Here is a 25,823-nt window from a genome sequence, read left to right as displayed (position 1 = left end):
CCGCCGGCTGTCAGGAGTAACCGCGTTGTCCACCGAAACCAATTCAGTGCCCGGAGAACTGCGCCTGCTGGCGGTTCACGCCCACCCCGATGACGAGGCCAGCAAGGGCGCCGCGACCATGGCCGCCTACGCAGCCGAAGGCGTCCGAGTGATGGTAGCGACCTGCACCGGGGGAGAGCGCGGCGACGTACTCAATCCGGCTGCTGCCGGCATCCCCGCTGCCAAGCGGGACCTGGCGGGCCTGCGCCGCAGCGAAATGGCAGCCTCACAGGCCGCGCTGGGCATTGAACACCGCTGGCTGGGCTTTATGGACTCCGGCCTGCCCGAAGGCGATCCGCTGCCGGAGCTGCCCGCAGGCTGCTTCGCCCTCCGCCCGCTTCAGACCGCAGCGGCTCCGCTGGTGAAGCTGGTGCGGGAGTTCCGCCCGCACGTGATCGTCAGCTACGACGAAAACGGCGGCTACCCCCACCCCGACCACATCATGGCGCACAAGGTAGCCGTTGAAGCCTTCCATGCCGCCGGCGACGCCGATAAGTACCCCGGCACCGGTGCCCCCTGGGAACCCCTGAAGCTCTACTACGACCGCGGTTTCAATCCCGAACGTTTCCGCGCCCTGCACGAGGCACTGACCGAGGCCGGCCTGGAATCTCCGTACGCCGAACGGCTGGCGGCCTGGCTGGAAGCGGACACCGAGGGGCACCAGCCGCCGGCTCCGCTTCATCCCACCACCACGCAGGTTGAGTGCGGAGAATACTTCCCGGTGCGGGACGAGGCACTGAAGGCCCACCGCACGCAGGTGGACCCCGACGGTTTCTTCTTCGCGGTCAGCACCGACATGCAGCGCCGGGTATGGCCCTGGGAAGACTATTCACTGATTGAATCCCGGGTCCCGTCACAGGTACCTGAAAACGACCTCTTCGCTGGCATACGATAGAGGGTAGATCCGGTGCCCTGTGCGCCGCCTTCTGCCAAGAGAGAGAAACTTCGTGAACCTGCTGTACAGCCTGACCCTGACTGTCACCAACCCAATCGAGGGCGACCTAAAGCCCGGCCTTGAGGAAGGGGACATCACTCCCGGCCTGCTGGGCTTCCTGGCAACGCTGTTCCTGGCGCTGTGCGTAGTGTTCCTCATCCGGGACATGGTCAAGCGGATCCGGCGGGTCCGGTACCGTTCCCAGATCACCGGTGAAGGCGGCGGCACGGAGGCTGAGGGACCGGCAGGCGACGAAGCTGCAGAGGATGCCGCCCTCGACGCCGCTGAGAATACGGACCACGCTGACCCCCGGCCCTCGAGCTCCAATCCGGCAGGATAAGGACCATGGCGGAGCGGCTGAAGAACCAGGCCTCCGCCTACCTGCGCCAGCATGCCGGAAACCCGGTGGACTGGTGGCCTTTCGGGGACGAGGCGTTTGACGAAGCCCGGCGCCGTGACGTGCCCGTTTTTATCTCCATCGGCTACGCAGCGTGCCACTGGTGCCATGTGATGGCGCACGAATCCTTCGAGGACCCGGAGACCGCACGGCTGCTGAACCGGGACTTCGTCAGCATCAAGGTGGACCGGGAAGAACGTCCCGACGTCGACTCCGCCTACATGGCAGCCACCCAGGCCCTCACAGGTCAGGGCGGCTGGCCCATGAGCGTGTTTACGCTCCCCGACGGCAGGACCTACTACGCCGGGACCTACTTTCCGCCCCGGCAGCTTCAGGGGACCCCGTCTTTCCGTCAGGTGCTGGAGGCAGTCTCCGCCGCCTGGCGCGACCGGCGCAGCGACGTCGAGCAGAGCGCGGAACAGATAGCCGCCCACCTCGCCTCAAACCAGCTCGCGAACCGGAACCTGCTGGGGGACCTGTCTGCGTCGGTCCCGCTCCCGGAAACCGGCAGCGGCGCCGCAGGCGCGCTGGAAGCCGCCGTCGCTGCCCTGGCGGGGGCAGAGGACACTGAATACGGCGGGTTCGGCGGTGCGCCGAAGTTTCCGCCGTCGCCTCTGCTGCGTTTCCTCCTGGCCCACGCACACAGCAGCGCCGCGACGGCAGGCACAGCGGGGGAACTGGCCGGCCGCACCCTCACCGCCATGGCCCTGGGCGGAATCTATGACCAGGTGGGCGGCGGATTCGCCCGGTACGCGGTCGACCGCCGCTGGCAGGTGCCGCATTTCGAGAAGATGCTCTACGACAACGCCCAGCTCCTGAGGATCTACGCGCACTTCTCCCGCCAGGCAGCCGATGCCGATGTGAGGGCGCTGGCACTGCGCGTGACCCGCGGGACGGCAGGCTGGATGGCAGCGGAGCTGGCTGTTCCGGGCGGCGCTTTCGCTTCCTCCCTGGACGCTGACACCCTGGTGGACGGGCACCGGGTGGAGGGCGCAACCTATGTTTTTACCCGGGCGGAGCTGCAGCAGATCCTGGGGCCACGGTCAGCGGCTCTGGACCTGCTGGATCTGGACGCCGACGACGGCGCTTCCCATCGGCTTCCCGGCAGCACGATCCGGCTTCGCGCCGTACCGGACGAAGCCCAGGCCAGGGTGTGGGAAGAAGCCCGGGCAGCCCTGGCCGCTGCGCGGTCCGCGCGCCCGCAGCCTGAACGTGACAGTAAAGTCGTGGCCGGCTGGAACGGGCTGGCAGTTGCCGGGCTGGCGGATGCCGCGACAGCCCTTGCGGACGCCGGAAGGCCGGAAGACTGGATGCTTCCCGCCGCCGAGAAGGCGGCCGGCTACCTGCTGGATGTGCACTGGGACGGGCGGATCCTGCGCCGGGTGTCAATCGACGGGCAGGCACAGGGTATTGAAGGGCAGCTGGAGGATTACGCGGGCGTGGCAGAAGGCCTCTTCGCGCTGTACGCCGCAACAGGCAACCCGCGCTGGCACCGTGCCGCACAGGATCTGGCAGCAACCGCCGTCGACCGGTTCCTGGGCCCCGCCGGGCTCTCTGATACGGCGGGCGAAGCGGAGCAGATTCGGCACGCGCAGGGCGGACAGTCTGCCGCCAACCCGCTCGATGACGCTGTTCCCAGCGGAACCGCGCTGCTGGCCGGCGTGCTCCTCACCTCAGCTTCCTACGGCGGCCCTGGCTGGCACCGGGTCCTTGCCGAAGGGCTTGTTGCACACGTGCAGCGTGCGGCGCCGTCGATTCCCCAGGCCGTGGGCTGGTCCATGGCCGTGCAGCAATTCATCCTGAACGGTCCGCAGGAGCTGGCCGTCACCGGGACCGATCCCGCAGCGGTGGCTCAGCTGCTTTCCGCGGGACGTACTGCCGGCGGCCCGGGACTGGTGATCGCCCACGGGGAAGCAGACAGGGTGGGTCTGCTGGAGGGGCGGGAAACAGAAGCGCCGGCCCTGGCCTATGTCTGCCGGGGGATGGTGTGCCGGCGGCCGGTGGACTCCGTTACGGAGCTGGAAGCCGAGCTGGCTGCCCGGACCTAACCGGCCTGGGCCCGAACTAGCCCTGTGCCCGAACTAGCCCTGGACGGACAGCACCGCCAGGATGATGGCGATGTAGTGGCAGGTAAACCCGGCGAGTGTGAAGGCATGGAAGATCTCATGGAACCCGAACCACTCCACTGAGGGATTGGGGCGCTTCATCGCGTAGATGACGGCGCCAGCGATGTAAGCCGCGCCGCCTGCAATCACCAGGATGGCCGCGGGCATGTTCACGGCCCAGAAGTCGGGAATGTAGAAGAGAGCCGCGCACCCCAGGGCAATGTAGACCGGGGTATAGAGCCAGCGCGGAGCATGCAGCCACAGCAGCCGGAACGCAATTCCGGCCAGCGCGCCGCTCCAGATGATGATCAGCAGTACCGCGGCCTTCTCTCGCGGCAGCAGTGACCACGCCAGCGGTGTGTAGGACCCGGCGATCACCAGCATGATGTTGGTGTGGTCCAACCGCTTCAGGACGGTCTTGACCTTGGGGCTCCAGTTGCCGCGGTGGTAGACAGCCGAGACGCCGAACAGCAGGATGCCGGTGAAGGCATACACAGCGGAGGCAATGCGGGTGCCGGTCGTGGGCGCAAGTGCCACCAGGACTATGCCGGCTGCCAGGGCCAGGGGCGCGGCGCCGGCATGCAGCCAGCCGCGAAGCCGGGGCTTGATGTCCAGGGCATCGGCTACGGTTTCAACTGCTGATTCCAGCGGTCCCGGTGCCTGCCGGGACTCCGGATCCTGCTGGACCGGTACTCGTTCCGAGGATGAACTCATGCTGCCAATCCTAACTTACGACCCGGTAGGTTACCTGCCGGTAGCCACGGCTCGGCTCCGGCCTGCACAGGAGGGCTTCCGCTGCGCGGTAGCCTTGAGATGAGAAGCCGCCGCGTTCCGCGGACCCCAGTTCAAAATGATAGGCAGGTGAGTCACCCGTGCGCTTTCCCGGTGTGGTTTACGCCTACTACGAACGGCGCCTGCGCCGAAGCCTGGTCAAGGACCGGATCCCCGAGCACATTGGCGTGATGGTGGACGGCAACCGCCGCTGGGCCAAGCTCGCCGGAGCTCCGACGTCCGACGGCCACCAGGCCGGAGCAGACAAAATCCTTGAGTTCCTGGGCTGGTGCGAGGAACTCGGAGTGCGGGTAGTGACCCTGTACATGCTCTCCACAGACAACCTTAACCGTGATCCCGATGAGCTGGAGCCGCTGCTGGGGATCATCGCCAACACCCTCGACCGGCTGGGGGAGAGGGGCGACCTGCGGGTCCAGCCAGTCGGTGCGCTGGACATCCTGCCGACCGAGCTGACCTGCCAGCTCGAGCGCCTGGGCGAGGCGACGGCTTCAGCCACGGGCCTGCACGTGAACGTGGCCATCGGCTACGGCGGACGGCGGGAAATTGTCGACGCCGTGAAGGAACTGCTGCGCGACGCACAGGCCCAGGGAAAACCCATCGAAGAGATCACCGCCGAGCTCAGCGACGCGCAGATTTCGGAGTACCTATACACCCGGGGCCAGCCGGATCCCGAACTCGTGATCCGTACCTCCGGTGAGCAGCGGCTCTCCGGGTTCCTCATGTGGCAGAGTGCTTACAGCGAGTTCTATTTCTGCGAGGCCCTCTGGCCCGACTTCCGCCGGGTGGACTTCCTCCGGGCGCTGCGGGACTACGCCAGCCGCCAGCGGCGTTTTGGATCCTGACCGGTACAACTGGCAATGCTGCAGCACTCCCGTTCGGAAATCGCCCTGGCCTCCGGGCTGGCCTGGACCGCAGGCTACGTGGATGCCGTCGGCTTCCTTCATCTGGGCGGCTACTTTGTCTCCTTTATGACCGGGAACTCGACACGGGCCGGCGCTGCGGTTGCAGATACTTCACTGAGCGGCTTCCTGCAGGCGTTTGGGCTGATCGCAGCCTTTTTCCTCGGTGTGGTGGCTGCCTCCGTCCTGCGCCGGGTCATGAGCCTTCACCGCCGTCCGGCCATCTGCCTGCTCTCCGCCGCCGTCCTATCAGCCGCCTGGGCCAGTACAGCGCTGCCCGGCGCCGAATGGGTCCTGGCGCCGGCGCTTGCGGCGTCCATGGGCCTGCTCAACACCGTCTTTGAACGCGGCGGTGAAGTGTCGATCGGCATAACCTACATGACCGGGACGCTGGTGAAGCTGGGGCAGAAGGTTACCGCTGCCCTGTTCGGGGAGCGGGGCAACGGCTGGCACCGCTACCTGCTGCTCTGGTGCTCGCTGACCCTCGGCTCGCTCTGCGGCGGCGCCGGTTATCTGCTCCTGGGACTGGCGGCACTGGGGCCGGCGATCATTGCTCTGTGCGCGGCCGCGGCGGCGTCGTGGGGGCATCCCGGACACCTGCACAGCTAACTCCCGGGCATCTCCGCGGCCCCGGCGTAAACATGATGTGAACAAATACAACTCGTTCGTGTCCCTGTGTCCTGCTGCCCACATGCGGGCGTAGCTTGTACGTATCGATCAGCCCCATGCTGATGGAACCGGAGGCCGGATGCTCACACATGCTCGCAGACAGTGTGTTTGCAGGGAGGCCCCAGCCCGGCATCCCGTGCCGGACTGCGGAAAAGAACACTTCTAGCTATTCGGGGCCTGCGGTCCCTGACTGGAGTTCTAAGTGGCCGTAACCAAAGCATCCCTGCCAGAACACACCGGCGCCGCCGGCAATCCTCAGGGGTTCGTGCTTGATACATCAGTCCTGCTGTCCGATCCGAAGGCCATCCTGCGCTTCGCCGAACACGAGGTCATCCTTCCGCTGGTGGTCATCAGTGAACTCGAAAGCAAACGCAGCGACCCGGAGCTGGGCTACTTCGCCCGTGCCGCGCTGCGCCTGCTTGATGACCTGCGAGTGGAGCACGGCGGCCTGGACCGGCCGGTTCCCATCGGAGACTCGGGCGGCACCCTGCGGGTGGAACTGAACCACGTATCCCTGGAAGTGCTGCCGCTGGGAATCCGCGGATCGGAGAATGACAACCGGATCCTTGCCGTTGCGCGGAACCTCGCCGATGAGGGACGCACCATCACCGTGGTGTCCAAGGACCTGCCCCTGCGCGTAAAAGCGGCAGCAGTTGGACTCACCGCCGACGAGTACCGGAACGAACTGGTCCGGGACACGGGCTGGACCGGCATGGCGGAAGTCGAGACCGGGGACGCCGAGATCAGTGCCCTGTACGAGCACCAGCCGGTCTTCGTGCCGGAAGCCGCGGACCTGCCGGTCAACACCGGTCTGGTGCTGCTCTCCGGCCGCTCCTCGGCGCTGGGCCGGGTGGGGGCGGACAAACAGGTGCGGCTGGTCCGCGGGGACCGGGATGTATTTGGGCTCCATGGGCGCTCAGCGGAACAGCGGCTGGCCATCGACATGCTGATGGACCCGGAAGTCGGGATCGTCTCACTGGGCGGCCGGGCCGGAACCGGCAAGTCCGCACTGGCGCTGTGCGCCGGACTCGAAGCAGTCCTGGAGCGCCGGGAGCACCGGAAAGTGGTGGTCTTCCGCCCCCTGTACGCGGTGGGCGGCCAGGAACTGGGCTACCTGCCCGGCAGTGAAAGCGAGAAGATGGGCCCGTGGGGCCAGGCGGTCTTCGACACCCTGGAAGCCCTTGTCTCCAAGGAAGTTGTGGAGGAAGTGCTGGACCGCGGGATGCTCGAAGTACTGCCGCTGACCCATATCCGCGGACGGTCGCTGCACGACAGCTTTGTGATTGTGGATGAGGCCCAGTCCCTGGAAAAGAACGTCCTGCTGACCGTGCTCTCCCGGATTGGGCAGAACTCCAAGGTGGTCCTGACCCACGACGTCGCCCAGCGGGACAACCTCCGGGTGGGCCGTCATGACGGAATAGCCGCCGTTGTAGAGACGCTCAAGGGCCACCCGCTGTTTGGACACATGACCCTCACCCGCTCCGAGCGCTCTCCCATCGCGGCGCTGGTGACCGATCTGCTGGAAGAGGGGACTATTGGCTAGGTAATCCACAGCCGCTGCGTCCTGCGGTACCCCCGGTTCAGCGGTGGCGTACCGTAGGGCGCATGTGGGGGATCCTGGGGGAGTACTGGAGCGGGCCATGGCTGTCCGCGCTGCTGCTGGCCGCGGCACTGGGATACCTGGTGGTGCTGGCCTGGATGCTGGCGGCCGCGGATCTGCGGACACGGCGGCTGCCGGACCGGCTGGTGCTGCCGGCATATCCTGTTTCAGCCGTGCTGCTGGGGGCTGCCGCGCTCGCCGCCGGAGAACCCGGCCGCTTCGTATCCATGGCACTCGGCGGGGTGCTTCTGCTCGCCGGGTATCTGCTGCTGCGTGTGGTGTCACCGTCCGGGCTGGGGCTCGGGGACGTGAAGCTGGCCGGTGTCCTGGGGCTCTACCTCGGATTCGCGGGATTCGGCTACCTGCTGGCAGGCGCTGCGGCAGGGTTTGTCCTGGGCGGGCTGTGGGGCCTGGCACTGGTGCTCTCGCGGCGGGGAACCGGCAAGACCCGGATCGCGTTCGGTCCGTTTATGCTGGCCGGTGCTTTGCTGGCGCTCGCAGTCCCTGGCCTAGAGTAGAGCCATGCCCACACCCGACTTCATCCTTTCCCTGCGCGAGAAAGTGGGCCATGAGCTGCTGTGGCTGCCTGGGGTGGCCGCCGTTGTCTTTAATCCGCAGGGAGAGGTGCTGTTGTGCCGGCGGGCGGACAACGGACGCTGGACGCTGATCACCGGCATCCTGGAACCAGGGGAAGAGCCCGGCCCGGGCCTGCTGCGCGAGGTCGAGGAAGAGACCGGAGTGCAGGCGAAGCTGGAACACCTCATCCACGTTGGCACCACGGATCCGATCATGTTCCCCAACCAGGACCGCTGCCAGTTCCTGAATCTGGTCTTCCGCTGTTCCTGGGTAGCCGGGACCGCGCGGGTGAACGACGACGAATCCACCGACGTGCGCTGGTTCGCCCTGGATGCGCTGCCCGAACTAAACGCCCGGCACCGGATGCTGATCGAGCTGGCACGGACTTCCACCGGAGTGCCCGTCTTCGAGGTGTAGCCGGTGCGTTCCGCCGGCATCATGCCATCTACCCGCCGTCAGGGTGTTTGTGTCACGGGTAACCGTGCGAGGGCTAGATTTTCCGGTCGAAGCGGTACAGGAAGGCAGCCATGGCGTCGCGGGCAATCGGCTGACCTGGACGGAACGTGCTGTCAGTCCAGCCGGTCGAAATGCCGGTAGCAGCCAGCCAGCTGATCTCCTTGTAGAAGAGGTGGTCCGTGCCGACGTCCCTGAACTTCGACACCGCAGGAGGCGTGTACACCGGGCTTCCTGCCATCCGGTAGAGGAAAGCGGCCATGGCATCGCGGTTGATCGCCGCCACGGGCTTGAAGGTGCCGTCATTCCATCCCGTCGTCACCTTGGACGAGGACAGCCAGTCGATCTCTTTGTAGAACTGGTTGCCTGCGGGCACGTCAGTGAACCTGGGCCTGGCAGCGGGCTTATGCGCGGGGCTGCCCGAAAGCCGGTAAAGGAAAGCAGCCATGGCGTCGCGATTTACGGGCTGCAGCGGAGCGTAGGTCCCGTCGTCGAACCCGGTGGTGATTCCCTTGTTTTTCAGCCAGGCAATCTCAGCGGCGAAGCCAGAGTTCGCCGGAACATCCTTGAACGGTCCCTGTGGGGCACTGTTGCGTGCCAGGGCGGTCAAACCCGCAGCTGAACCGTTGAAGACGTTGGAGTCGCCGACGAACGGACCCGAGCTGCTGTACTGCCAAATGCTGTGGGCGCTCCAGCTGGCCGGCAGGGGGCCCGCCCCAACATGGTTGTAGTTGGCGATATGAAGCGGGTGCTCGCTGAACGCGGCACTGTTCCCGGTACAGGTGATCCACCAGTCCGTAGTCGTGTAGATCATCGGAACCCGGCCGGTGCGGGCCTTGACCTGGTTTGAGAACGCCTTGATCCATTTCACCATCTGGGAAGGGCTCATGTCGTAGCAGGTGTTGCCCAGAGACTTGTACGGGTTGTATTCGATGTCCAGCAGCGGAGGCAAGGTTTTGCCGTCTGCTGACCAGCCGCCGCCGTTGTTCACAAAAAAGTTGGCCTGCTCCACGGCTGAGGAGACGTTCGGCAGCGCGAAGTGGTAAGCACCGCGGATCATGCCCTTGTTGTAGGAGCCGTTGTACTGCTGGCCGAAGTTGGGGTTCTTGTAGGTAGTGCCTTCGGTGGCTTTGGCATAGGCAAAACGCGCACCGCGGTTCCAGGCCGCGTTCCAGTCAACGTTGCCCTGATGGCTGGACACATCGATTCCCTGGATCCCGGGCGGCTGCCAGTTTCCGGCTGACGGTGCAGCATCGGGGGCCTTGGCTGTCGGGGCAGCTAGGTCTCCTGCCGGGGTCTGGGCATCACCCGTGGCGTTGATGCGGGTAAGCCCCTGGCCGAGGCTTGCACCGTCCGGACCGATGATCCGGGCCTGTTCTGCCACGCTGACTTCGACGGCTTCGGGCTCTGTGGATCCGTTTTCAACTGCAGCCGCCGGACCGGCAAGGCAGGTGAGTGCCAGCAGCGCAGCGAGGGCCGAAGAACCGATGCCGGAGGTAAGCGTCTTGGTTTTCAATCAAAGTCCTGGAGGTTGAGAACCGCGAGGTCCTTCGGCTGGCTGGGGAAGGCGCAGGGTTCCCGGGAGAACCCTGCGCCGGCACACGTGCGCTCACACTGCCGGAGTTCACCGGCGGTGCGTCCTGCTCATCCTAAGGGCCGCGGGGTGAAGGTGCGTCCAGGACCATGCCTTCCCCATGCCGCGTTACGCCTGATGACAGCGCGCTGAGAGGAACCCCCGGCCCGCCAGGTTCCGTCGTATCAGCTCTTCTCCGGCCCGGATGCCGGGGAACCCTCCGGCCCGGCGGGAGGCGCCTCGTCCCCTGAGACCGGGGCAGCAGTGGAAGGGCCCGCAAGCCGCTCGGCTTCGAGCCGGTCCGCTTCCTCGCCGCCCACAGCCTCGCCGCGTGCCACCATGCCGGCAACATCGGAGAGCGGAATCTCCTTCAGGAAGAAGGCCAGGATGAGTGCCAGGGCCAGGAACGGCACCAGGTACCAGAAGACCGGCGCCAGGGACTCGGCATAGGCATTGACGATCCCGTCCCGGACCGGTTCGGGCAGGGCGGCCATGGCAGACGGCTGCAGCGTGGCCGTTGCCTCGCCGGCCGCTGCGGCGTCGAACCCGGCACCTTCAAAGACACCCATGAGGTTCTCCGAGAGGCGGGTGGTGAACATGGCGCCGAAGATCGCCACACCCAGTGAGGCGCCGACCTCGCGGAAGTAGTTGTTCGAGGACGTGGCCGTGCCGATCTGGTCCACCGGAACGGAGTTCTGCACCACCAGCACCACAACCTGCATGATCAGGCCCAGCCCGGCGCCGAAGACGAACAGCTGGGAGCAGATGACCCACACCGGGGTCTGGGCGGTCAGCATGGTCATCCACAGCAGGGCGGCGAGGACCAGGACCGCACCGGAGATGGGGTACTTCTTGTATTTGCCGGTCTTGGTGATGGCCAGGCCGGACCAGATGGAGGTGCCCATCATGCCCACCATCATGGGCAGCATCAGCAGGCCGGACGCGGCGGCGGAGGTGCCGGTGGACATCTGCAGGAAGGTCGGAACAAAGGCCAGGGCAGCGAACATGCCCATGCCCAGGGTGAAGCCGATGGCGGTGCTGTTGACGAAGATCGGGTTCTTGAACAGGCTCAGCGGAATGATCGGATCCTGTGCCCGCCGCTCGGCCATCACAAAGGCGAACGCGGCGGCCAGCAGGCCGGCGCCGAAGGCCAGCGTCAGCGGATCAGTCCAGCCGCGGTCGGCGTCGCCGCCGAAGTCCGTGAAGAAGATCAGGCAGGTGGTGGCGATGGAGAGCAGGACGACGCCGGGAAGGTCGATGCGCTTCTCCGCCTTCTTGCTCGGCAGCGTGAGGGTGAAGAACGCGATCAGGAACGCTGCGATGCCGATCGGGATGTTGATGTAGAACGCCCACTGCCAGGTCATGTGGTCAACGAAGAACCCGCCCAGCAGCGGACCGGCTACGGCGGAGAGACCGAAGATGCCGCCCAGGGGGCCCATGTACTTGCCTCGTTCATTGGCCGGAACAATGTCCGCGATGATCGCCTGGGAGAGGATCATCAGGCCGCCGCCGCCCAGACCCTGGATGGCGCGGAAGAGGACGAACATCCAGAAGTCGGTGGCAAAGGCGCAGCCCACGGAAGCCATCGTGAACAGCGCAATCGCGAAGAGGAAAAGGTTGCGCCGGCCCAGGACGTCGCCGAACTTGCCGTAGATGGGCATCACGATGGTGGTGGCCAGCAGGTAGGCCGTGGTGATCCAGGTCTGGTGTTCGACGCCGCCCAGCTCACCGACGATCGTGGGCATGGCGGTGGAGACGATGGTCTGGTCCAGGGAAGAGAGGAGCATGCCCGCGATGAGGGCGGAGAAGATGATCCAGATGCGCTTCTGGGTCAGCAGCAGCGGTCCGGAGGAGCGCGCGGCGGTGGTGGTCATGAAGGGTCCTTGCTGGCAGTGACGGGGGAGAAGGAAGAAAAGGCAGCCCGGGCGGACTCGACTGTGGAGGTGAGCACCGCACGGTAGCTGCGTTTATTGTCCGGATCGAAGAACTCCGGTCCGGCCCGTTGGATGAGGGCGGAGAAGACGGTGGAGACGGCGGTGACCTGCGGATCTGCGGGTTCAAGGTGCTCGCGCCGGGCGATGAGCCGGCGCAGGCGCTCGTCTGCCTCGCGGGTGCCCTGCATCAGTTTCAGCACCAGCTTGGGTTCGGTGGACAGGGCGTCCTTGAGCTGCGCGAGCTCGGTCCGGGAGACAGCCATGGACTCCATATGGGCCACGGAAAGGTCCACGAGGTCCTGGAGCAGGGTGGGGGACAGTCCCGGACCCGGTGTTCCGGCCGCGATGAACGGTTCGGTGAGTTCCTCGGCAAGCGAGGCAGGGGCGCCGAGTACGGCATCTTCCTTCGCGGGGAAGTAGTTGAAGAAGGTGCGCCGGGAGATGCCCACCTGCTCGCAGAGTTCCTCCACTGTGAAGCCGGCCAGTCCGCGTTCGGCGGTCAGGCCGCGGGCAGCACTGGTGATGGCGCTGTGGGTGGCTGCCCGCTTGCGTTCCCGGAGGCCGCCGTCGAATTCTGCACTATTCTTCACGAAGTAAACTTTTGCACGCTGATACTGTTAGTGCAAACAGCGCTGCGGGCGGAGGCAGGCGGGCAGCAAAAAGGGGGCTGCCCGCGGGCAGCCCCCTTCAGTCATGCCGGAAACTAAGCCTGCGGCGGCTTGGTCATGGAGAGGACGTCGAGGGCAGCATCGAGTTGTTCCTCGGTGACCTCTCCGCGCTCGACGAAACCGAGTTCGACGACGGCCTGGCGGATGGTCTTGCCTTCCTTGACCGCGAACTTGGCGATCTTGGCGGCGTTCTCGTAGCCGATGTACTTGTTCAGCGGGGTCACGATCGAGGGGGAGGCCTCGGCGAGGTAGCGGGCACGCTCCACGTTGGCTTCGATGCCGTCAATCATCTTGTCCGCCATGATGACCGAGGAGTTGGACAGCAGGCGGATCGATTCAAGCAGGTTCGAGGCGATGACGGGGATGCCGACGTTGAGCTCGAAGTAGCCGAAGGTGCCTGCCCAGGCGATGGCGGCGTCGTTGCCCACGACCTGGGCGGCAACCTGCATCACGGCTTCGGAGATGACCGGGTTGACCTTGCCCGGCATGATCGAGGAGCCCGGCTGGAGGTCGGGGATGGCGATTTCGCCCAGGCCGGTGTTGGGGCCGGAGCCCATCCAGCGCAGGTCGTTGGCAATCTTGGAGAAGGATACTGCGATGGTGCGCAGCATGCCGGAGACCTCAACGAGTGCGTCGCGGTTGGCCTGGGACTCGAAGTGGTCCCGTGCTTCGGTCAGCGGCAGGCCGGTGTCGGCAGCCAGCAGCTCGATCACGCGCTGCGGGAAGCCGGCCGGAGTGTTGATGCCGGTGCCGACGGCGGTGCCGCCCAAGGGAACTTCGGCAACGCGGGGGAGGGACGCCTGTACACGCTCGATGCCGTAGCGGACCTGCGCAGCGTAGCCGCCGAATTCCTGGCCCAGGGTTACCGGGGTGGCATCCATGAGGTGCGTGCGGCCCGACTTGACGACGTCCTTGAACTCTTCTGCCTTGCGCTCCAGGGAAGCGGCCAGGTGTTCGAGCGCCGGGATCAGGTTGTTGATCAGGGCGGAAGTGGCGGCAACGTGGACGGAGGTCGGGAAGACGTCGTTGGAGGACTGCGAGGCGTTGACGTGGTCGTTCGGGTGAACGGAGGTCTCGCTGCCGGCAGCCTTCAGGGCACGGGTGGCGAGCTCTGCCAGGACTTCGTTGGTGTTCATGTTCGAGGACGTGCCGGAGCCGGTCTGGAACACGTCGATCGGGAACTGTCCGTTGTGGTTTCCGGCAGCAACTTCGTCAGCTGCAGCGGCAATCGCCTTGGCGCGCTCGTCGTCGAGCACCCCCAGCTCGGCGTTGGCAGTGGCCGCAGCCTTCTTGATGCGGGCCAGTGCCTCGATGTGTGCGTCGTCCAGCGGCTTGCCGGAGATCGGGAAGTTCTCCACGGCGCGCTGGGTCTGGGCGCGGTAAAGGGCGTTTACCGGGACGCGGACCTCACCCATCGTGTCATGTTCAATGCGGTATTCAGCGGAGTTGGAAGTCATGGCTACCAGCCTAGTCGGCACGCCCGCCGGCGCTGAAAACGCGTGTCGGAATGGGGCGGGATTCCCTGCCCGCTAGCCGGCCGCCAGGCCGGTGGTTTCAGGCTCAAGGCTGCCGATGCTGGACACCAGGTCGGCACGGCCCTCAGCCAGCCGGTAAGAGAGCCCCACGACTGCGGTGGAGCCGGAGGCTACGGCATCGGAAATCAGGCGGGAGCTTTCCACCAGGCGCTCGGCGGTCTGGCGGGTGTGCTCTACCACCATGTCATTGACGTCTTCCAGGCCGTTCCGGCGGGCAGCAAGGACGGACGGGGTGATCCGTTCAACCAGGTTGCGGACGTAACCGGCCGGCATGGAACCGGTGTCAACAGTGTGCTTGGCGGCAGTGACGGCGCCGCAGCTGTCATGGCCCAGGATCACGATCAGCGGCACGCCCAGAACGCCGACGCTGTATTCGAGTGAACCCAGCACGGCGTCGTCGGTGACCTGGCCGGCCGTCCGGACAACAAAAACATCGCCGAGACCCAGGTCGAAGATGATTTCAGCAGCGAGCCGCGAGTCGGAGCAGCCGAAGATCACCGCGAAGGGGTTCTGCTCGTTGACGAGGGAACTGCGCCGGGGTGCGTCCTGGTTCGGGTGCCGGGAGGAACCGGAGACAAAGCGTTCGTTGCCTTCGCGCAGGCGTTGCCAGGCCTGGGCGGGAGTGGTGGGAGAAGTAAGGGGGCTGTTCAATTCGGTCACGGTTCAAGAATACGGCGCTTCTTTACCGATCCGGTGTTCTGTTACCGCCGCAAGTCACCCGAACCGCGGCTTTGGTGCTACTGCCCGGACGCGGCGAGGTCCTGCAGTACGGCTTCAGCCAGCGCGTCCACGGAGGACAGGTCGCCTTCCGAGCTGAGGACAACGGTCATTCCGTTGACCTCAGTGACAAAGTGGGCTTCACCGTTGGCGCTGTCCCGCAGCTGCCAGGTGGCGCCTCCGGCGCTCCGCTCTCCGGCAACCAGTGAGTCCTTGGTGGTCTGCGAGACCCAGGTGGGATTGGCAGTGTTGGTCTGGGTCAGGCGGATGAACTCGGTGTCCGGGGTGAGATATCCCACTTCCCAGGCAGGGACGCCGCTGTTGACGCCGGAGTCCCAGCGCGCGTAGTTCGCAGTCCAGCCCTCGGGCAGGTCAGGGGCCAGGGGATCGTAGCCGGCGTCGCCGGCTGCCTCGGAGGCAATGGCCTGCACATCAACGTTGCGCGGCTGCGGCTTCTGGTACGGATTCAGCAGCACCGGAACCAGCACAATTGCCAGGGTAAGTCCGGTGGCAATGAGCATTCCAATCACCGTCGCATTGGCACGCTTGGCCTGCTTGGCGGTCAAAGTGGGGGTTACGGGCTCTTCGGGCTGCTGCTGCTCACTCACTCTTCCATGATCGCCTATCCGGGGCGGCAAGTCCTATTCCTGCGCAAGGGCACCGGGCGGCTTCAGGGAGTCCGTCCGCGTGAAATGCAGGGGTCCAGCGGTGGCGCAGGCCACTTGGCGACTATGATCGGAACAAGGAACAGCAGGCGGGCCCGCTGTTTGGAACTGTCTTCTGAAGCAACCCCGGACAATTCCAGACGGCGCAGCCCGAATTTCAAAGATGAGGTTAGACGTGTCCCAAGGTGCCCAGTACTCAACTCTTTCACCCGCTCTGGCAGTCGGCGACGACGAGCCGGACCGGAACCTCGCGCTCGAACTGGTCCGCGTCACCGAAGCCGCGGCCATTGCCGGCGGCCACTGGGTCGGGTTCGGCGACAAGAACGCAGCCGACGGCGCTGCGGTGGATGCCATGCGCTCCCTGATCTCCACGGTCCACTTCAACGGCGTTGTGGTCATCGGTGAAGGGGAGAAGGATGAAGCTCCCATGCTTTACAACGGCGAGCACGTGGGTGACGGCACCGGCGCGCTCTGCGACGTCGCCGTGGATCCGATCGACGGCACCCGCCTGACCGCCCTGGGCATCAATAACGCCCTGGCCGTGCTGGCCGTCGCCGAGCGCGGAACCATGTTTGATCCCTCCGCCGTGTTCTACATGGAGAAGCTGGTCACCGGTCCCGAAGCCGCGGACATGGTGGACCTTCGCCTGCCGGTCAAGCAGAACCTGCACCTGATCGCCAAGGCCAAGGGCAAGAAGATCAACCAGCTCAACGTCATGATCCTGGAGCGGGACCGGCACAAGCCGCTGGTCCAGGAAATCCGCGATGCCGGTGCGCGCACCCGCATGCTGATGGACGGCGACGTCGCCGGCGGCATTGCAGCGGCCCGCGAAGGCACCGACGTTGACGCACTGATGGGCATTGGCGGCACCCCTGAGGGCATCATTACCGCCTGTGCCGTAAAGACCCTTGGCGGCGTCATCCAGGGCCGCCTGTGGCCGACTTCGGACGAGGAAAAGCAGAAGGCGGTCGACGCCGGACACGACCTGGACCGGGTGCTCTCCACCAACGACCTGGTCACCAGCGACAACTGCTACTTCGCCGCCACCGGAATCACCGACGGCGACCTGGTCCGCGGCGTCCGCTACAAGAAGGACCGTGTGCTCACCCAGTCGATCGTGATGCGCTCCAAGTCCGGAACCATCCGCGTGGTTGACGGCGAGCACCAGTCGCACAAGTGGGAGTCCTACGCCCGCCTGCGCTAGGCCGGCAGGCGCCAGCCTGAGCCAACTGACGAACGGAGGGTCCGGACACTGTCCGGACCCTCCGTTCATGGCGTGGGCGCTAGTTCCGGCGGATTTCCGCCAACCGGGCACCAACCGTGGCAATCACGACGACGGCGGCTGCCGCAGCGGCGAGCACCGCCGTCGGGGTGGAGAGCAGCTCACCGTTCACCCGGGAGACAGCGATCCAGGACAGACCCCAGGCGAGGGCAGCCGCCGGTGCCAGCCGGCCCCGGCCGTAGAGCGCCAGGCCAACGCCGACGCCGGCCGCCGCCGCCAGCACGATGCCGGCCCAGATGACCGGGTCCAGGCCGAAGCCGTCGAAGCCTCCGGAGGTCAGGGCCGAGGCAATGTTGGCGCAGATCGCCACGCAGACCCAGCCCAGGTACAGACCCAGCGTTCCGTCGACGACGACGGCGCCGAGCAGGCTGTCCGGGCGGCTTCGCGCATAGCGGGCGAACGTGAGCGCCAGGACCACGAGCAGCGCTGCAATGACGACGACGGAGAGCGGAACTGAGCCGGCCTGCACGCTGAGGATCCAGGCGGCGTTCAGGATCAGCGAGGCTGCCACGAGCCAGCCAAGCCGGCGCTGGCGGTCGGAGGCGCGCTGCGAGGGCAGCCACTGGTAGATGGTGTACGCACCGAGTCCGGTGTAGATCACGGACCAGATGGAGAAGGCAGGGCTGGCCGGCGCCAGATACGTGGCGTCAGCGCTCAGCGCCCCGCCGGCGGCCTCGGCGATGGGGGTGCCGCCGAAGACTCCAACGCCGATGACTGACCCGACGATGCAGATGATGAAGGACACGGTGACCGTAAGCTGCCGGGCGAGGTCCCTGCCCGAGTAGCTTTGTGAACCCCGGGCGTCCGTACCCGCCGGTTCGGATGGACTGGATGTGCTGGGAGTCGAAGTAGCCATATTCGAGCCTAACAAAGCATGCTTACTATTTTCCGGGCTTTTTGGCGGCGTCCGGTTTCAGGTCCATAACAACCGCGCGTTCGATGCCGGTGCCGGCTTCCACGTAGGCTAGTTGGCATGACATTGAGCGTTACTCCCTGCACTGACCCGGCAACCTGGAACGGCTTCGTCAACCAGTTCAACGGGCACCCGCAGCAGCTGTGGGGCTGGGGAAAGACCAAAGCCGAGCACGGCTGGCAGGCCGAACGGCTGCTGCTCTCCGACGGCGGCACCGTTGCCGGTACGGCGCAGCTGCTCATCCGCAGGCTGCCGTTCCCTTTCCGGGCCCTCGCCTACATTCCGCGTGGTCCGCAGGGAGAGCCGGGCCGTGAAACTGAACTGCTCGCCGCCGTTGCCGCCTACGCCAAGGCAAAGCACCATGCAGTGGCCCTGACCGTCGAACCGGACTGGGATGCGGATTCACCCGCCGCTGCCGCGCTGCCGCGCGCCGGTTTCCGGCCCAGCACCAACACCATTCTGATCCCGCGCACCCTGATCCTGGACCTGAGCCAGGATGAGGAGGAGCTGCTGGGTGCCATGAGCAAAAAGCACCGGCAGTACATCCGCAAGTCCGGCCGCGAGGAACTGGAGTACCGGGCGGTCCGGCGCGAAGAGCTTTCGCAGTGCCTGGAGGTCTACAAGCAGACGGCCGAACGCGCCGGGTTCGGCATTCACGAAGACGGCTACTACCTGGACATCTTCGACAACCTGGGCGTTGACTCGCCGGTCTACGCCGCGTTCAAGGGCAGCGACGTCGTGGCGTTCCTGTGGCTTTCCGCCAGCGGCTTCACTGCCTTCGAACTGTACGGCGGGATGAGCGAAGAAGGTGAACGGCTGCGGGCGAACTATGCCCTGAAATGGCTGGCCATCCAGGAGATGAAGGCCCGCGGCATCACTCGCTACGACTTCAACGGACTGCTCAACGACGGCGTCTCCAAGTTCAAGATGGGCTGGGCGAAGCACGAGAACATGCTGGCCGGAACCTGGGACTTGCCGCTGTCCCCGTTCTATCCGGTCTTCACCAATGCGCTGCCGCTGGCCAAGACGGCGCTGCGGAAGGTCCGCGGCGGCATCGGGGCCCTGCGGAGCCGGCTGGGACGCTAGGCCCCTGCATCGGCTCCTGCCGGTCCCCGGTACTAGATCCGCAGGGTCGGCGCGTCCGGGTCCGCTGCCGGGGCCGCTGACCCGACGGTGACTGCGAACGCCAGCGCGCCGTCGTCGTGCTGGGCTGAGTGGGAGGCAAGCTTGGCGATCACCGGGGCCTCGTCAGCGGGAACGAAGGCGCAGTCTCCCGGGTTCAGGATCAGGTCCTGTTTCGGGGAATCAAGTACCAGCGAACCGCGCAGCGCCATGACCAGCGTGGGTCCGTTCTGCAGCAGCGGAACGTCCGCCGCCGACATGCTTTCCGAGCCGGCGGTCTGGGCAAGTTCCAGCCGCTGCAGCGAGAACTCGGAGAATGGCGGGCGGTACAGTTCCTGGCCCAGACCGGTCCGTTCCGCCTCGACGCGGGGGACTCCCAGCGCCTGGAACTCGACGGTCTTCAACAGCTCCGGCAGGTCCACGTGCTTCGGCGTCAGGCCGCCGCGCAGGACGTTGTCCGAGGAGGCCATGACCTCCACACCCAGGCCGCGCAGGTAGGCATGGATGTTCCCGGCGGGGAGGTAAATAGCTTCACCGGGGGAGAGGGACACCCGGTTTAGCAGCAGCGAAATGAGCACGCCGGGATCACCGGGATAGTAGCCCTCAAGTTCATCGAGTTCGGTAACAGCCGGGTCCAGCCCGTCCCGCCCGGTGCCCTCGGTTGAACGTACCGCCCCGGCAGCAGCCGTGACTGCCTCGCGGACTTCGTCCCCGCCGCTGATCAGGCGCCGGAAGACGCTCTCCAGCCGTTCAGATTCGGGACGTCCCGACTCCAGGTCCGACGCCGTTTCCGTGAACAGCGCCGGCGCGGGATGTCCGGCGGCTTCAATGAGCCGGGCCACGCTGCGGAAAAGCTGCGCGGCCTCTTCGGGCTGCCGGAACCCGCACAGGGCCTCAAAGTCAGTCAGCGCGAAGACCATTTCCGGCTTGTGGTTGGAGTCCTTGTAGTTCCTGTCGGCTGCGGCGCGGTCCACCCCGGCAGCTTCCTCCGCCGCGAAACCCGCCGCGGCCTGCTCGCGGGTGGGATGTACCTGGAGCGACAACGGGGAATCGGCTGCGAGGACCTTTGCCAGGAACGGGAGAACCTCCCCGTGCACTGACACGCTCTCCCTTCCCAGCAGCCGTTCCGGATCCCGGGCGATGAGTTCATCGAGGCTGGTGTTCTCTTCCCCCAGCACGGGCGAGGGGGCGCCGGGATGCGCGCCGAACCAGAGCTCGGCCTCCGGCTCCCCGCTGGGATCGCGGCCAAAAAGTTCGGCCATGGCCGTCAGGGATCCCCAGGCGTAGGGACGGAGGGTTCCGGAAAGCAGATACATGTTTCTCTCTTCGATGCTTGGCGGCAGTCCGGCGGGCGGACCGCAGGTGAAGAAGGTTGTCCGGGTCAGCCTGCGCTGCAGTTCCCGTTGTTGTCCAGCAGCATGCCCAGCGTAGCTGTGTCGCCCAGGCGGGCCAGTTCCTGGAGGTACTCTTCGGTGATGTCCGGGCTCGCCGGTGCCGCGGGCTCGGGCTCGGCAGGTGCAGCCGGTTCCGGTGCCCCCGGCTCAGCCGGGTCGTCCTGGCCGATCGCGCCGTCGTCCACCGGGGCCGGGGGTGCCTGCTCTTGTGTTGCTTCGGCCGCGGCATCGGTTTCGGCGAGCATCTCCTGAACCCGGGAATGGATCAGCGTGAAGTCAGGGTAGGTGACGAAGTTGTCCGCTGCGGTCCCGAAGTCCGGCGGACCAATGGTCATCCGCTGGACCTCGTGGTTCTTGGACTTCAGGGCAAGGTCCACAAAGCTGCCTAGTTGGTCCTGCGGAATGTCGGTGTGGACCACCTGCTCACCGGCCGAGGCAATCGCCTGGAAACGGGTCAGGAGGGTGGCAGGGTCCAGCTGCGCCACCATGGCCTGCTGGACGCACTGCTGGCGGGCGATGCGGTGGTAATCGGTGACGAATTCGCGTGAACGCGCGTACCAGAGGGCCGTATAGCCGTCCATGGTCTGGACGCCGGGGGCGATCCAGCCGTCCGGGGGATAGTGCAGGTTGGTGCCGGGGATTTCCGCCGCGGTAATGGGAACCCAGCCGCCGACGTCGATCTTCACGCCGCCCATTGCATCGATCAGAGTGGAGAAACCCTCCATGTCCACAATCACGTAGGACTGGATTTCCAGGCCGAGGATGCCGCCCGCAGCGTCCATCATCGCCTCGGCGCCGGGGTCTTCGGAGTTCGGGTAGAGGTCTGCGTACTGCTCCGTGACCACCGGGTAGAGGCTGTTCAGGATGCACTCGTCGCCGCAGTTGTAGCCCTCGGGGAAAACCTGCCAGAGCGGGGAATCATCGGTGAACTGGGCGTTCTGGAAGTTCCGGGGCAGCCCGAAGGTGACGATCTGTCCGGTATCGGCGTCGACACTGAAGACGGACATGCTGTCCGGGCGTAGTCCGGTGCGGTCGGCCCCGGCGTCTCCCCCCAGCAGCAGGAAGTTGTAGCGTCCGTCCACCGGGTCAAAGGCCGGGCCGGAGGCAAAAATGTTGTCGAACGTCTGCCGGCTGACGTTCAGCAGCCAGGCCCCGTAGCCGAGCCCGCCGCTGGTGACGGCCATCAGCACGACCATCGCCGCGGCAACGGCGGGTCGGACATTCCGCTGCAGCAGTGGCGGACGGATGATGCGGAAGGTGTTCAGGAACAGCAGGGCCCAGCCCACGGCCAGCAGGGCAAGCGCGGCCATGATCAGGAAGGAACCCCAGCGGTTGGTGAAGATGTTCACCAGCAGGATCCTGTTGGTGAGCGCCAGCACGGCCACCGCAATGACAGCGGCCCAGACCAGGAACGTGATTCGCAGGGCCATGCGGCCAAGCCGCCGGTCCCCGGCCACAATCTGCGCCGACCCGGGAAGCACCAGCGTCAGGAACAGCAGCAGGAAGGCCCGCTTGCTGCGCAGCCGCGGTGATGCTGACTGCGGATAACGGACCGGGTCCGTATAGACGCTCCCGGATGCTCCTGCTGCGCTCCTGCTCATCCGCGCGCCCTATGCGCTTTCCGGAACCGAAGTGCGCAGGCGTGCGCCCTTGGCCATGGCGCTCTGGCGCAGTTCACCGGCAAAATCAATGAGCTTCTGCTGCAGGCCGGCAGCAAGGGGATCGGTGCCCGCAGCCAGCATCCGCACGGCGAGGAGTCCGGCGTTGCGGGCACCGCCGATGGACACGGTGGCAACGGGGACACCGGCCGGCATCTGGACAATGGAGAGCAGTGAATCCATGCCGTCCAGGTACTTCAGGGGCACGGGTACACCGATGACGGGCAGGGGAGTCACGGAGGCGAGCATGCCCGGCAGGTGGGCGGCACCGCCGGCACCGGCGATGATGACACGCAGCCCGCGCCGGTGGGCTTCCTGGCCGTAGGCGATCATTTCGGCCGGCATGCGGTGGGCGGAGACGACGTCGGCTTCATAGGGGATGCCGAACTCGGCCAGCGCCGCGGCGGCTGCGTCCATGACAGGCCAGTCTGAATCCGACCCCATGACCAGGCCGACCAGCGGCTTATTGGCGGTGCTCATGCCTTCTCCTCATTCGGTTCGCGGCCGTCGCGGATGATCGCGGCGGCCCGTTCGGCGCTTCGCCGGACAGCAGGCAGGTCTGCCGCGGCCGCTCCAACAACGTTTACGTGGCCGACTTTGCGCCCCGGACGCACCGTCTTGCCGTAATTATGGACCTTGGCAGCCGGTTCAGCCGCGAGGGCCAGCCGGGTACCAAGGTACAGGTCCGGGTTCTGTGCGCCGAGGAAGTTCTTCATCACGGCTACGCCGCCAAGGAGTGCGGTGCTGCCCAGGGGCAGGCCCAGCACGGCGCGCAGGTGCTGTTCGAACTGCCCGGTCACGGATCCGTCCATGGTCCAGTGCCCCGAGTTGTGCGGGCGCATTGCCAGTTCATTGATCAGGAACCCCGGGCCGCGTCCGGGCGTTTCGAAGAGCTCAGCGGCCATAACACCGGTGACTCCCAGCTCTGCAGCGATCCGCAGCGCTGCCTCGGCTGCCGCTGCGGCGGTTTCCGGTGCCAGGTCCTGGGCAGGGGCGATCACTTCGTCGCAGACCCCGTCAACCTGGATCGAGTGGACCACGGGCCAGGCCACAGCTTCGCCCTCCGGGGTGCGCGCAACCAGCGCGGAAAGTTCGCGGGTGAAGGGAACTTTCTCCTCCGCCAGAAGGGGTGTGCCGGTGAACCAGTCGCCGGCTGCAACGGCTGCGGGGGCGTCGTCAATGATGCGCACGCCCTTGCCGTCATAACCTCCGCGCGGCGTCTTCAGCACCACCGGCCAGCCGGATGCCTTGCCGAAGTCGATCAGATCCGCGACCGAAGAAACTGCCGCCCAGCGGGGATTCGGCAGGCCAAGGCGGTCCACTGCCGCGCGCATGACCAGCTTGTCCTGGGCATGGAGCAGGGCGTCCGGTCCGGGCTGGACGTTAACGCCTTCGCCGGCCAGCGCACGCAGGTGCTCTCCGGGTACGTGCTCGTGGTCGAACGTCAGGACGTCCACACCGCGGGCAAAGGCCAGCAGGGTCTCATAGTCGGTGTAGTCGCCGACGACGGCATTGGCTACAGCGGGGACAGCGGATACATCCGGGCCTTCTGCCAGGACCCGCAGCTCAAACCCGAGTTCGGTGGCCGCCGGGGCCATCATCCGGGCCAGCTGGCCGCCTCCAACAACGCCGATAATAGGAAATCTCACGTCTACAGGTTACCGAAGCTGCGCGAAGTTCCCGCCCTGTGTCACGGGCCAAACACGGGCAGCGAGGATCAAATTCCGGGAACGGAAGGTAAAGTGGGTTCTCTCTGCCGTGCCATAGCGCGGCAGTTCCTTCGTCCGGCGGGAATCCCCGTGCGTACATGAGTGGCCTCGGAGGGTCATGATCAGATCATTTATTTCCTGGCTCAGGTCCCTGGCGTCCGCTTTTTGGCGCGAGGTCGCAAAGTTCGGCACCGTGGGCGCCGTCGCGTTCGTCGTGGACAACGGCCTGACCTGGATTTTCATGCACACGGTCATGGAGGGCAGCCCGGCCAAGGCGCGGTTCGCCGGAGCGACGATCGCCACCATCTTCTCCTGGGTGGCCAACCGCTGGTGGACGTTCCGCCACCGCCGTCAGTCCAACGTAGCCCGCGAGTTCGGGCAGTTCATCCTGATCAACGGAATCGGGATTTTCATCTCCACCGGGTTCACCTGGATCGCCCGCTATCCCATGGGCATCACGGACAACGGAACGCTGTTTATGGCCGGGGTCATAGGCATCGGCGTCGCCACAGTTGTCCGGTTCTTCGCCTATCGGTACTGGGTGTTCAACAACTCTGCAAGCGACGCCGAGGCCGAAGAACGTGCCATGGAGCTAACCGTGGACCCGGCCCACTCTGCTGCCGAACCCGCGGCAGAGCCGGCCAAGCCGGTCAGGCCCCAAGCCGAGCAGTAACCTTCTCCGCGGCCAGCATCCGCTCGGTGGGCTCGACGCCTTCGCCGGTGAGCACCACCGTTCCGCCCCTGGCCCACACGGCCAGGGCAGTGCCCAGGATCCGCTGAATGCCGGCCTCCGCCGGGGCCAGCACAGTCTGTCCCTGAAGCTCTTCCGCGCCGGTCAGGGCGCTGAACGCAACTCCCGGTTCTAGTGTTGTGCCGGTAATCGCCTCGGCCGGTTCACTGCTGTAGTCCGGGCCGGTCCAAGTGTCCGCAAAGGCCCGGACTTCGGCCGCGTAGTCGCTGGTTCCGGCCGGCAGGGTGCCCGGCCAGGACATGGCGAGGGACGGCAGTGCCACTGCCGCCACCAGCTCGCCCGGGTTCCGGGTTTCAGCATTATCCGCCGTCGCCCTAACCGGAGCGCGGGCTGCTGCCGATAGGGCTATTGGGCAGCCGGCCTGCCACGCGCCCAGTGCCCAGACGAGTGTCTTCCAGTGGACCGGCAGATCAAGTTCGACGGCGGTGCCGGGCTCGGCATCGAGTTCTTCAGCGAGGTAGTTGGAGGTCTTGGCTGCCCAGTTGTCCAGCACCTTGCCGGAAAGCTCAACACGTTCGGAATTCGGTCCGTACCAGATCAGGGCCGGCGAGGTTGCCTGCTCTGTCCTGAGCGTGTTCAGTATGCGGGGAACCGGGTTGACCGTCATTGCGTTTTCGCTTTCGGTAGGGTGGGGCCGGGCTGCGGGAACCGTCCGGAGGAAAATTTCCGGCGTGGCGCGCCGCCGGGAGACGGTTCCGACTCTATAGGATGCCGAAACAGCTTGACGTGACCGTATTACACGCGTGTAATTAGGGGACGGATTTGTTCCAGCAAACCATGACCTACATGCGTTCACAGCAGGCTGATTGTCGCCTGGGTGAATCCAGATATCCGCTGCTGGAGCATTTACACCGGGAGGACTCCATGGGGCAAGCAGAGAAGATTCAGGGCCGGCCGGACATCCAGGCGCAGGCTTCAAAGAGTTACGGCTCACGCGGCGTGCCCGGAGACTGGTACGTCGACCCTGCTGACCCGCAGGCAGCAGACCGTTTCCGGGAAGGAGCCGGGGGCAGCCTCGAAGATGCTGCCACAGCCTTCCTTGCCGCCCACGAAGCACTTGCCGAAGGTGAACCCCAGAGCGGTGAAGACCTCCTCGATCCTCCCATCTCCCTGTTTCCCGCCCCGGCGGAAACAGAGCAGCGGCCGGTCTGGATAGGCCTGCCCGGTATTGGTGACGGCTACGCGGATGAAAGCGAACTTGGGTGGCAGGCGGACGCGCTGTGCGCGCAGACTGATCCGGAAGCGTTCTTCCCGGAAAAGGGCGGATCCACCCGGGATGCCAAGAAAGTCTGCGCTGCCTGCACTGTGCGCTCACAGTGCCTCGAGTACGCGCTGGCCAACGATGAGCGGTTCGGCATCTGGGGCGGACTTTCCGAGCGGGAACGCCGCCGGCTTCGGAAGCAGGCAGTCTAATTCTTTCGCACGTCCGTGTATGTGC

General features: G+C 65.9%; 25 protein-coding genes. 12 read left to right on the top strand and 13 right to left on the bottom strand.

All coding sequences use genetic code 11. The features are described 5' to 3' along the window. Positions 1-25: 25 nt before the first annotated feature. From mca to ACWGQ2_RS01105, 3 genes are read left to right on the top strand one after another with little or no spacing between them, the layout of a single operon-like run. Positions 26-934: a mycothiol conjugate amidase Mca gene (gene mca / locus ACWGQ2_RS01115; RefSeq protein ID WP_452013459.1), complete on the top strand. Its 909-nt coding sequence runs from the start codon at positions 26-28 to the stop codon at positions 932-934. 52 nt (positions 935-986) lie between these two features. Then, entirely contained in the window at positions 987-1,313 is a 327-nt protein-coding gene (locus tag ACWGQ2_RS01110) for a hypothetical protein (RefSeq protein ID WP_452013456.1), read from the top strand. Between the two features lie 5 nt (positions 1,314-1,318). Next, positions 1,319-3,418, top strand: coding sequence for a thioredoxin domain-containing protein (locus tag ACWGQ2_RS01105; RefSeq protein WP_452013454.1), 2,100 nt, complete (start codon positions 1,319-1,321; stop codon positions 3,416-3,418). A 33-nt stretch (positions 3,419-3,451) separates the two neighbouring features. Here ACWGQ2_RS01105 and trhA read toward each other — a convergent pair whose 3' ends face one another. Then, positions 3,452-4,189 (bottom strand): PAQR family membrane homeostasis protein TrhA, encoded by a 738-nt coding sequence (gene trhA, locus ACWGQ2_RS01100; protein WP_452013451.1) that lies wholly within the window; start codon positions 4,187-4,189, stop codon positions 3,452-3,454. 158 nt (positions 4,190-4,347) lie between these two features. Between trhA and ACWGQ2_RS01095 the strand changes: the two genes are divergently transcribed. From ACWGQ2_RS01095 to ACWGQ2_RS01075, 5 genes are all read left to right on the top strand, one after another. Continuing rightward, a complete protein-coding gene (locus ACWGQ2_RS01095; protein WP_452013448.1) occupies positions 4,348-5,109 on the top strand; it encodes an isoprenyl transferase in 762 nt (253 codons plus the stop codon). 15 nt (positions 5,110-5,124) lie between these two features. Beyond that, positions 5,125-5,775, top strand: coding sequence for a YoaK family protein (locus ACWGQ2_RS01090; RefSeq protein WP_452013446.1), 651 nt, complete (start codon positions 5,125-5,127; stop codon positions 5,773-5,775). A gap of 262 nt (positions 5,776-6,037) precedes the next feature. Next, complete coding sequence (locus ACWGQ2_RS01085) at positions 6,038-7,378, top strand: PhoH family protein (RefSeq protein WP_452013443.1); 1,341 nt, start codon at positions 6,038-6,040, stop codon at positions 7,376-7,378. A 62-nt stretch (positions 7,379-7,440) separates the two neighbouring features. After that, the gene (locus tag ACWGQ2_RS01080) at positions 7,441-7,953 is read left to right on the top strand and encodes a prepilin peptidase (RefSeq protein ID WP_452013441.1); all 513 of its coding nucleotides are present in this window, start codon (positions 7,441-7,443) and stop codon (positions 7,951-7,953) included. Positions 7,954-7,957: 4 nt separating this feature from the next. Continuing rightward, positions 7,958-8,428 carry an NUDIX hydrolase gene (locus ACWGQ2_RS01075; protein WP_452013438.1) on the top strand — a complete coding sequence of 157 codons (471 nt, stop codon included), beginning with the start codon at positions 7,958-7,960 and terminating at the stop codon, positions 8,426-8,428. A 73-nt stretch (positions 8,429-8,501) separates the two neighbouring features. Here ACWGQ2_RS01075 and ACWGQ2_RS01070 read toward each other — a convergent pair whose 3' ends face one another. The 6 genes from ACWGQ2_RS01070 to ACWGQ2_RS01045 form a co-directional block, all read right to left on the bottom strand. After that, complete coding sequence (locus ACWGQ2_RS01070) at positions 8,502-9,980, bottom strand: GH25 family lysozyme (protein ID WP_452013436.1); 1,479 nt, start codon at positions 9,978-9,980, stop codon at positions 8,502-8,504. A gap of 242 nt (positions 9,981-10,222) precedes the next feature. Next, entirely contained in the window at positions 10,223-11,911 is a 1,689-nt protein-coding gene (locus ACWGQ2_RS01065; protein ID WP_452013433.1) for an MDR family MFS transporter, read from the bottom strand. Then, positions 11,908-12,561, bottom strand: a complete 654-nt coding sequence (locus ACWGQ2_RS01060; RefSeq protein WP_452013430.1) for a TetR/AcrR family transcriptional regulator — start codon at positions 12,559-12,561, stop codon at positions 11,908-11,910. The genes ACWGQ2_RS01065 and ACWGQ2_RS01060 overlap by 4 nt, the downstream gene beginning before the upstream one ends. Positions 12,562-12,674: 113 nt before the next feature. Next, the gene (locus ACWGQ2_RS01055) at positions 12,675-14,096 is read right to left on the bottom strand and encodes a class II fumarate hydratase (protein ID WP_452013428.1); all 1,422 of its coding nucleotides are present in this window, start codon (positions 14,094-14,096) and stop codon (positions 12,675-12,677) included. Between the two features lie 72 nt (positions 14,097-14,168). Then, complete coding sequence (locus ACWGQ2_RS01050) at positions 14,169-14,834, bottom strand: carbonic anhydrase (protein WP_452013425.1); 666 nt, start codon at positions 14,832-14,834, stop codon at positions 14,169-14,171. A gap of 77 nt (positions 14,835-14,911) precedes the next feature. Beyond that, positions 14,912-15,499 carry a DUF4245 domain-containing protein gene (locus ACWGQ2_RS01045; RefSeq protein WP_452013423.1) on the bottom strand — a complete coding sequence of 196 codons (588 nt, stop codon included), beginning with the start codon at positions 15,497-15,499 and terminating at the stop codon, positions 14,912-14,914. A 220-nt stretch (positions 15,500-15,719) separates the two neighbouring features. Here ACWGQ2_RS01045 and glpX point away from each other — a divergent pair, with 220 nt between their 5' ends. Then, positions 15,720-16,760, top strand: coding sequence for a class II fructose-bisphosphatase (gene glpX, locus ACWGQ2_RS01040; RefSeq protein WP_452013420.1), 1,041 nt, complete (start codon positions 15,720-15,722; stop codon positions 16,758-16,760). A 79-nt stretch (positions 16,761-16,839) separates the two neighbouring features. Here the strand turns inward: glpX and ACWGQ2_RS01035 are convergent, their stop codons facing one another. Next, positions 16,840-17,694, bottom strand: coding sequence for a tryptophan-rich sensory protein (locus ACWGQ2_RS01035; RefSeq protein ID WP_452013418.1), 855 nt, complete (start codon positions 17,692-17,694; stop codon positions 16,840-16,842). Between the two features lie 117 nt (positions 17,695-17,811). On the opposite strand from ACWGQ2_RS01035, the gene ACWGQ2_RS01030 reads away from it, so the two are divergent. Continuing rightward, positions 17,812-18,837 (top strand): lipid II:glycine glycyltransferase FemX, encoded by a 1,026-nt coding sequence (locus tag ACWGQ2_RS01030; protein ID WP_452013416.1) that lies wholly within the window; start codon positions 17,812-17,814, stop codon positions 18,835-18,837. A gap of 32 nt (positions 18,838-18,869) precedes the next feature. On the opposite strand, the gene manA is transcribed toward ACWGQ2_RS01030, so the two are convergent. The 4 genes from manA to ACWGQ2_RS01010 form a co-directional block, all read right to left on the bottom strand. Beyond that, positions 18,870-20,189 carry a mannose-6-phosphate isomerase, class I gene (gene manA / locus ACWGQ2_RS01025; RefSeq protein WP_452013414.1) on the bottom strand — a complete coding sequence of 440 codons (1,320 nt, stop codon included), beginning with the start codon at positions 20,187-20,189 and terminating at the stop codon, positions 18,870-18,872. Between the two features lie 65 nt (positions 20,190-20,254). After that, a complete protein-coding gene (locus ACWGQ2_RS01020) occupies positions 20,255-21,868 on the bottom strand; it encodes an LCP family protein (protein ID WP_452013412.1) in 1,614 nt (537 codons plus the stop codon). A 9-nt stretch (positions 21,869-21,877) separates the two neighbouring features. Continuing rightward, on the bottom strand, positions 21,878-22,405 hold the full coding sequence (gene purE, locus ACWGQ2_RS01015) for a 5-(carboxyamino)imidazole ribonucleotide mutase (RefSeq protein WP_452013410.1): 528 nt from the start codon (positions 22,403-22,405) through the stop codon (positions 21,878-21,880). Continuing rightward, positions 22,402-23,574, bottom strand: a complete 1,173-nt coding sequence (locus tag ACWGQ2_RS01010; RefSeq protein ID WP_452013408.1) for a 5-(carboxyamino)imidazole ribonucleotide synthase — start codon at positions 23,572-23,574, stop codon at positions 22,402-22,404. Before ACWGQ2_RS01010 ends, purE begins: the two co-directional genes overlap by 4 nt. A gap of 178 nt (positions 23,575-23,752) precedes the next feature. Between ACWGQ2_RS01010 and ACWGQ2_RS01005 the strand changes: the two genes are divergently transcribed. Beyond that, positions 23,753-24,307, top strand: a complete 555-nt coding sequence (locus ACWGQ2_RS01005) for a GtrA family protein (RefSeq protein WP_452013406.1) — start codon at positions 23,753-23,755, stop codon at positions 24,305-24,307. Here the strand turns inward: ACWGQ2_RS01005 and ACWGQ2_RS01000 are convergent. Beyond that, positions 24,285-24,992, bottom strand: a complete 708-nt coding sequence (locus ACWGQ2_RS01000; RefSeq protein ID WP_452013404.1) for a TIGR03089 family protein — start codon at positions 24,990-24,992, stop codon at positions 24,285-24,287. The genes ACWGQ2_RS01005 and ACWGQ2_RS01000 overlap by 23 nt on opposite strands. A 257-nt stretch (positions 24,993-25,249) precedes the next feature. Here ACWGQ2_RS01000 and ACWGQ2_RS00995 point away from each other — a divergent pair, with 257 nt between their 5' ends. Further along, complete coding sequence (locus ACWGQ2_RS00995; RefSeq protein ID WP_452013402.1) at positions 25,250-25,798, top strand: WhiB family transcriptional regulator; 549 nt, start codon at positions 25,250-25,252, stop codon at positions 25,796-25,798. Positions 25,799-25,823 lie beyond the last annotated feature (25 nt).

The sequence above is a fragment of the Arthrobacter sp. NPDC055585 genome, from assembly GCF_053619115.1.
Note: the sequence above shows the minus strand (reverse complement) of the source record. Positions and strands in the feature narration are given on the sequence as shown.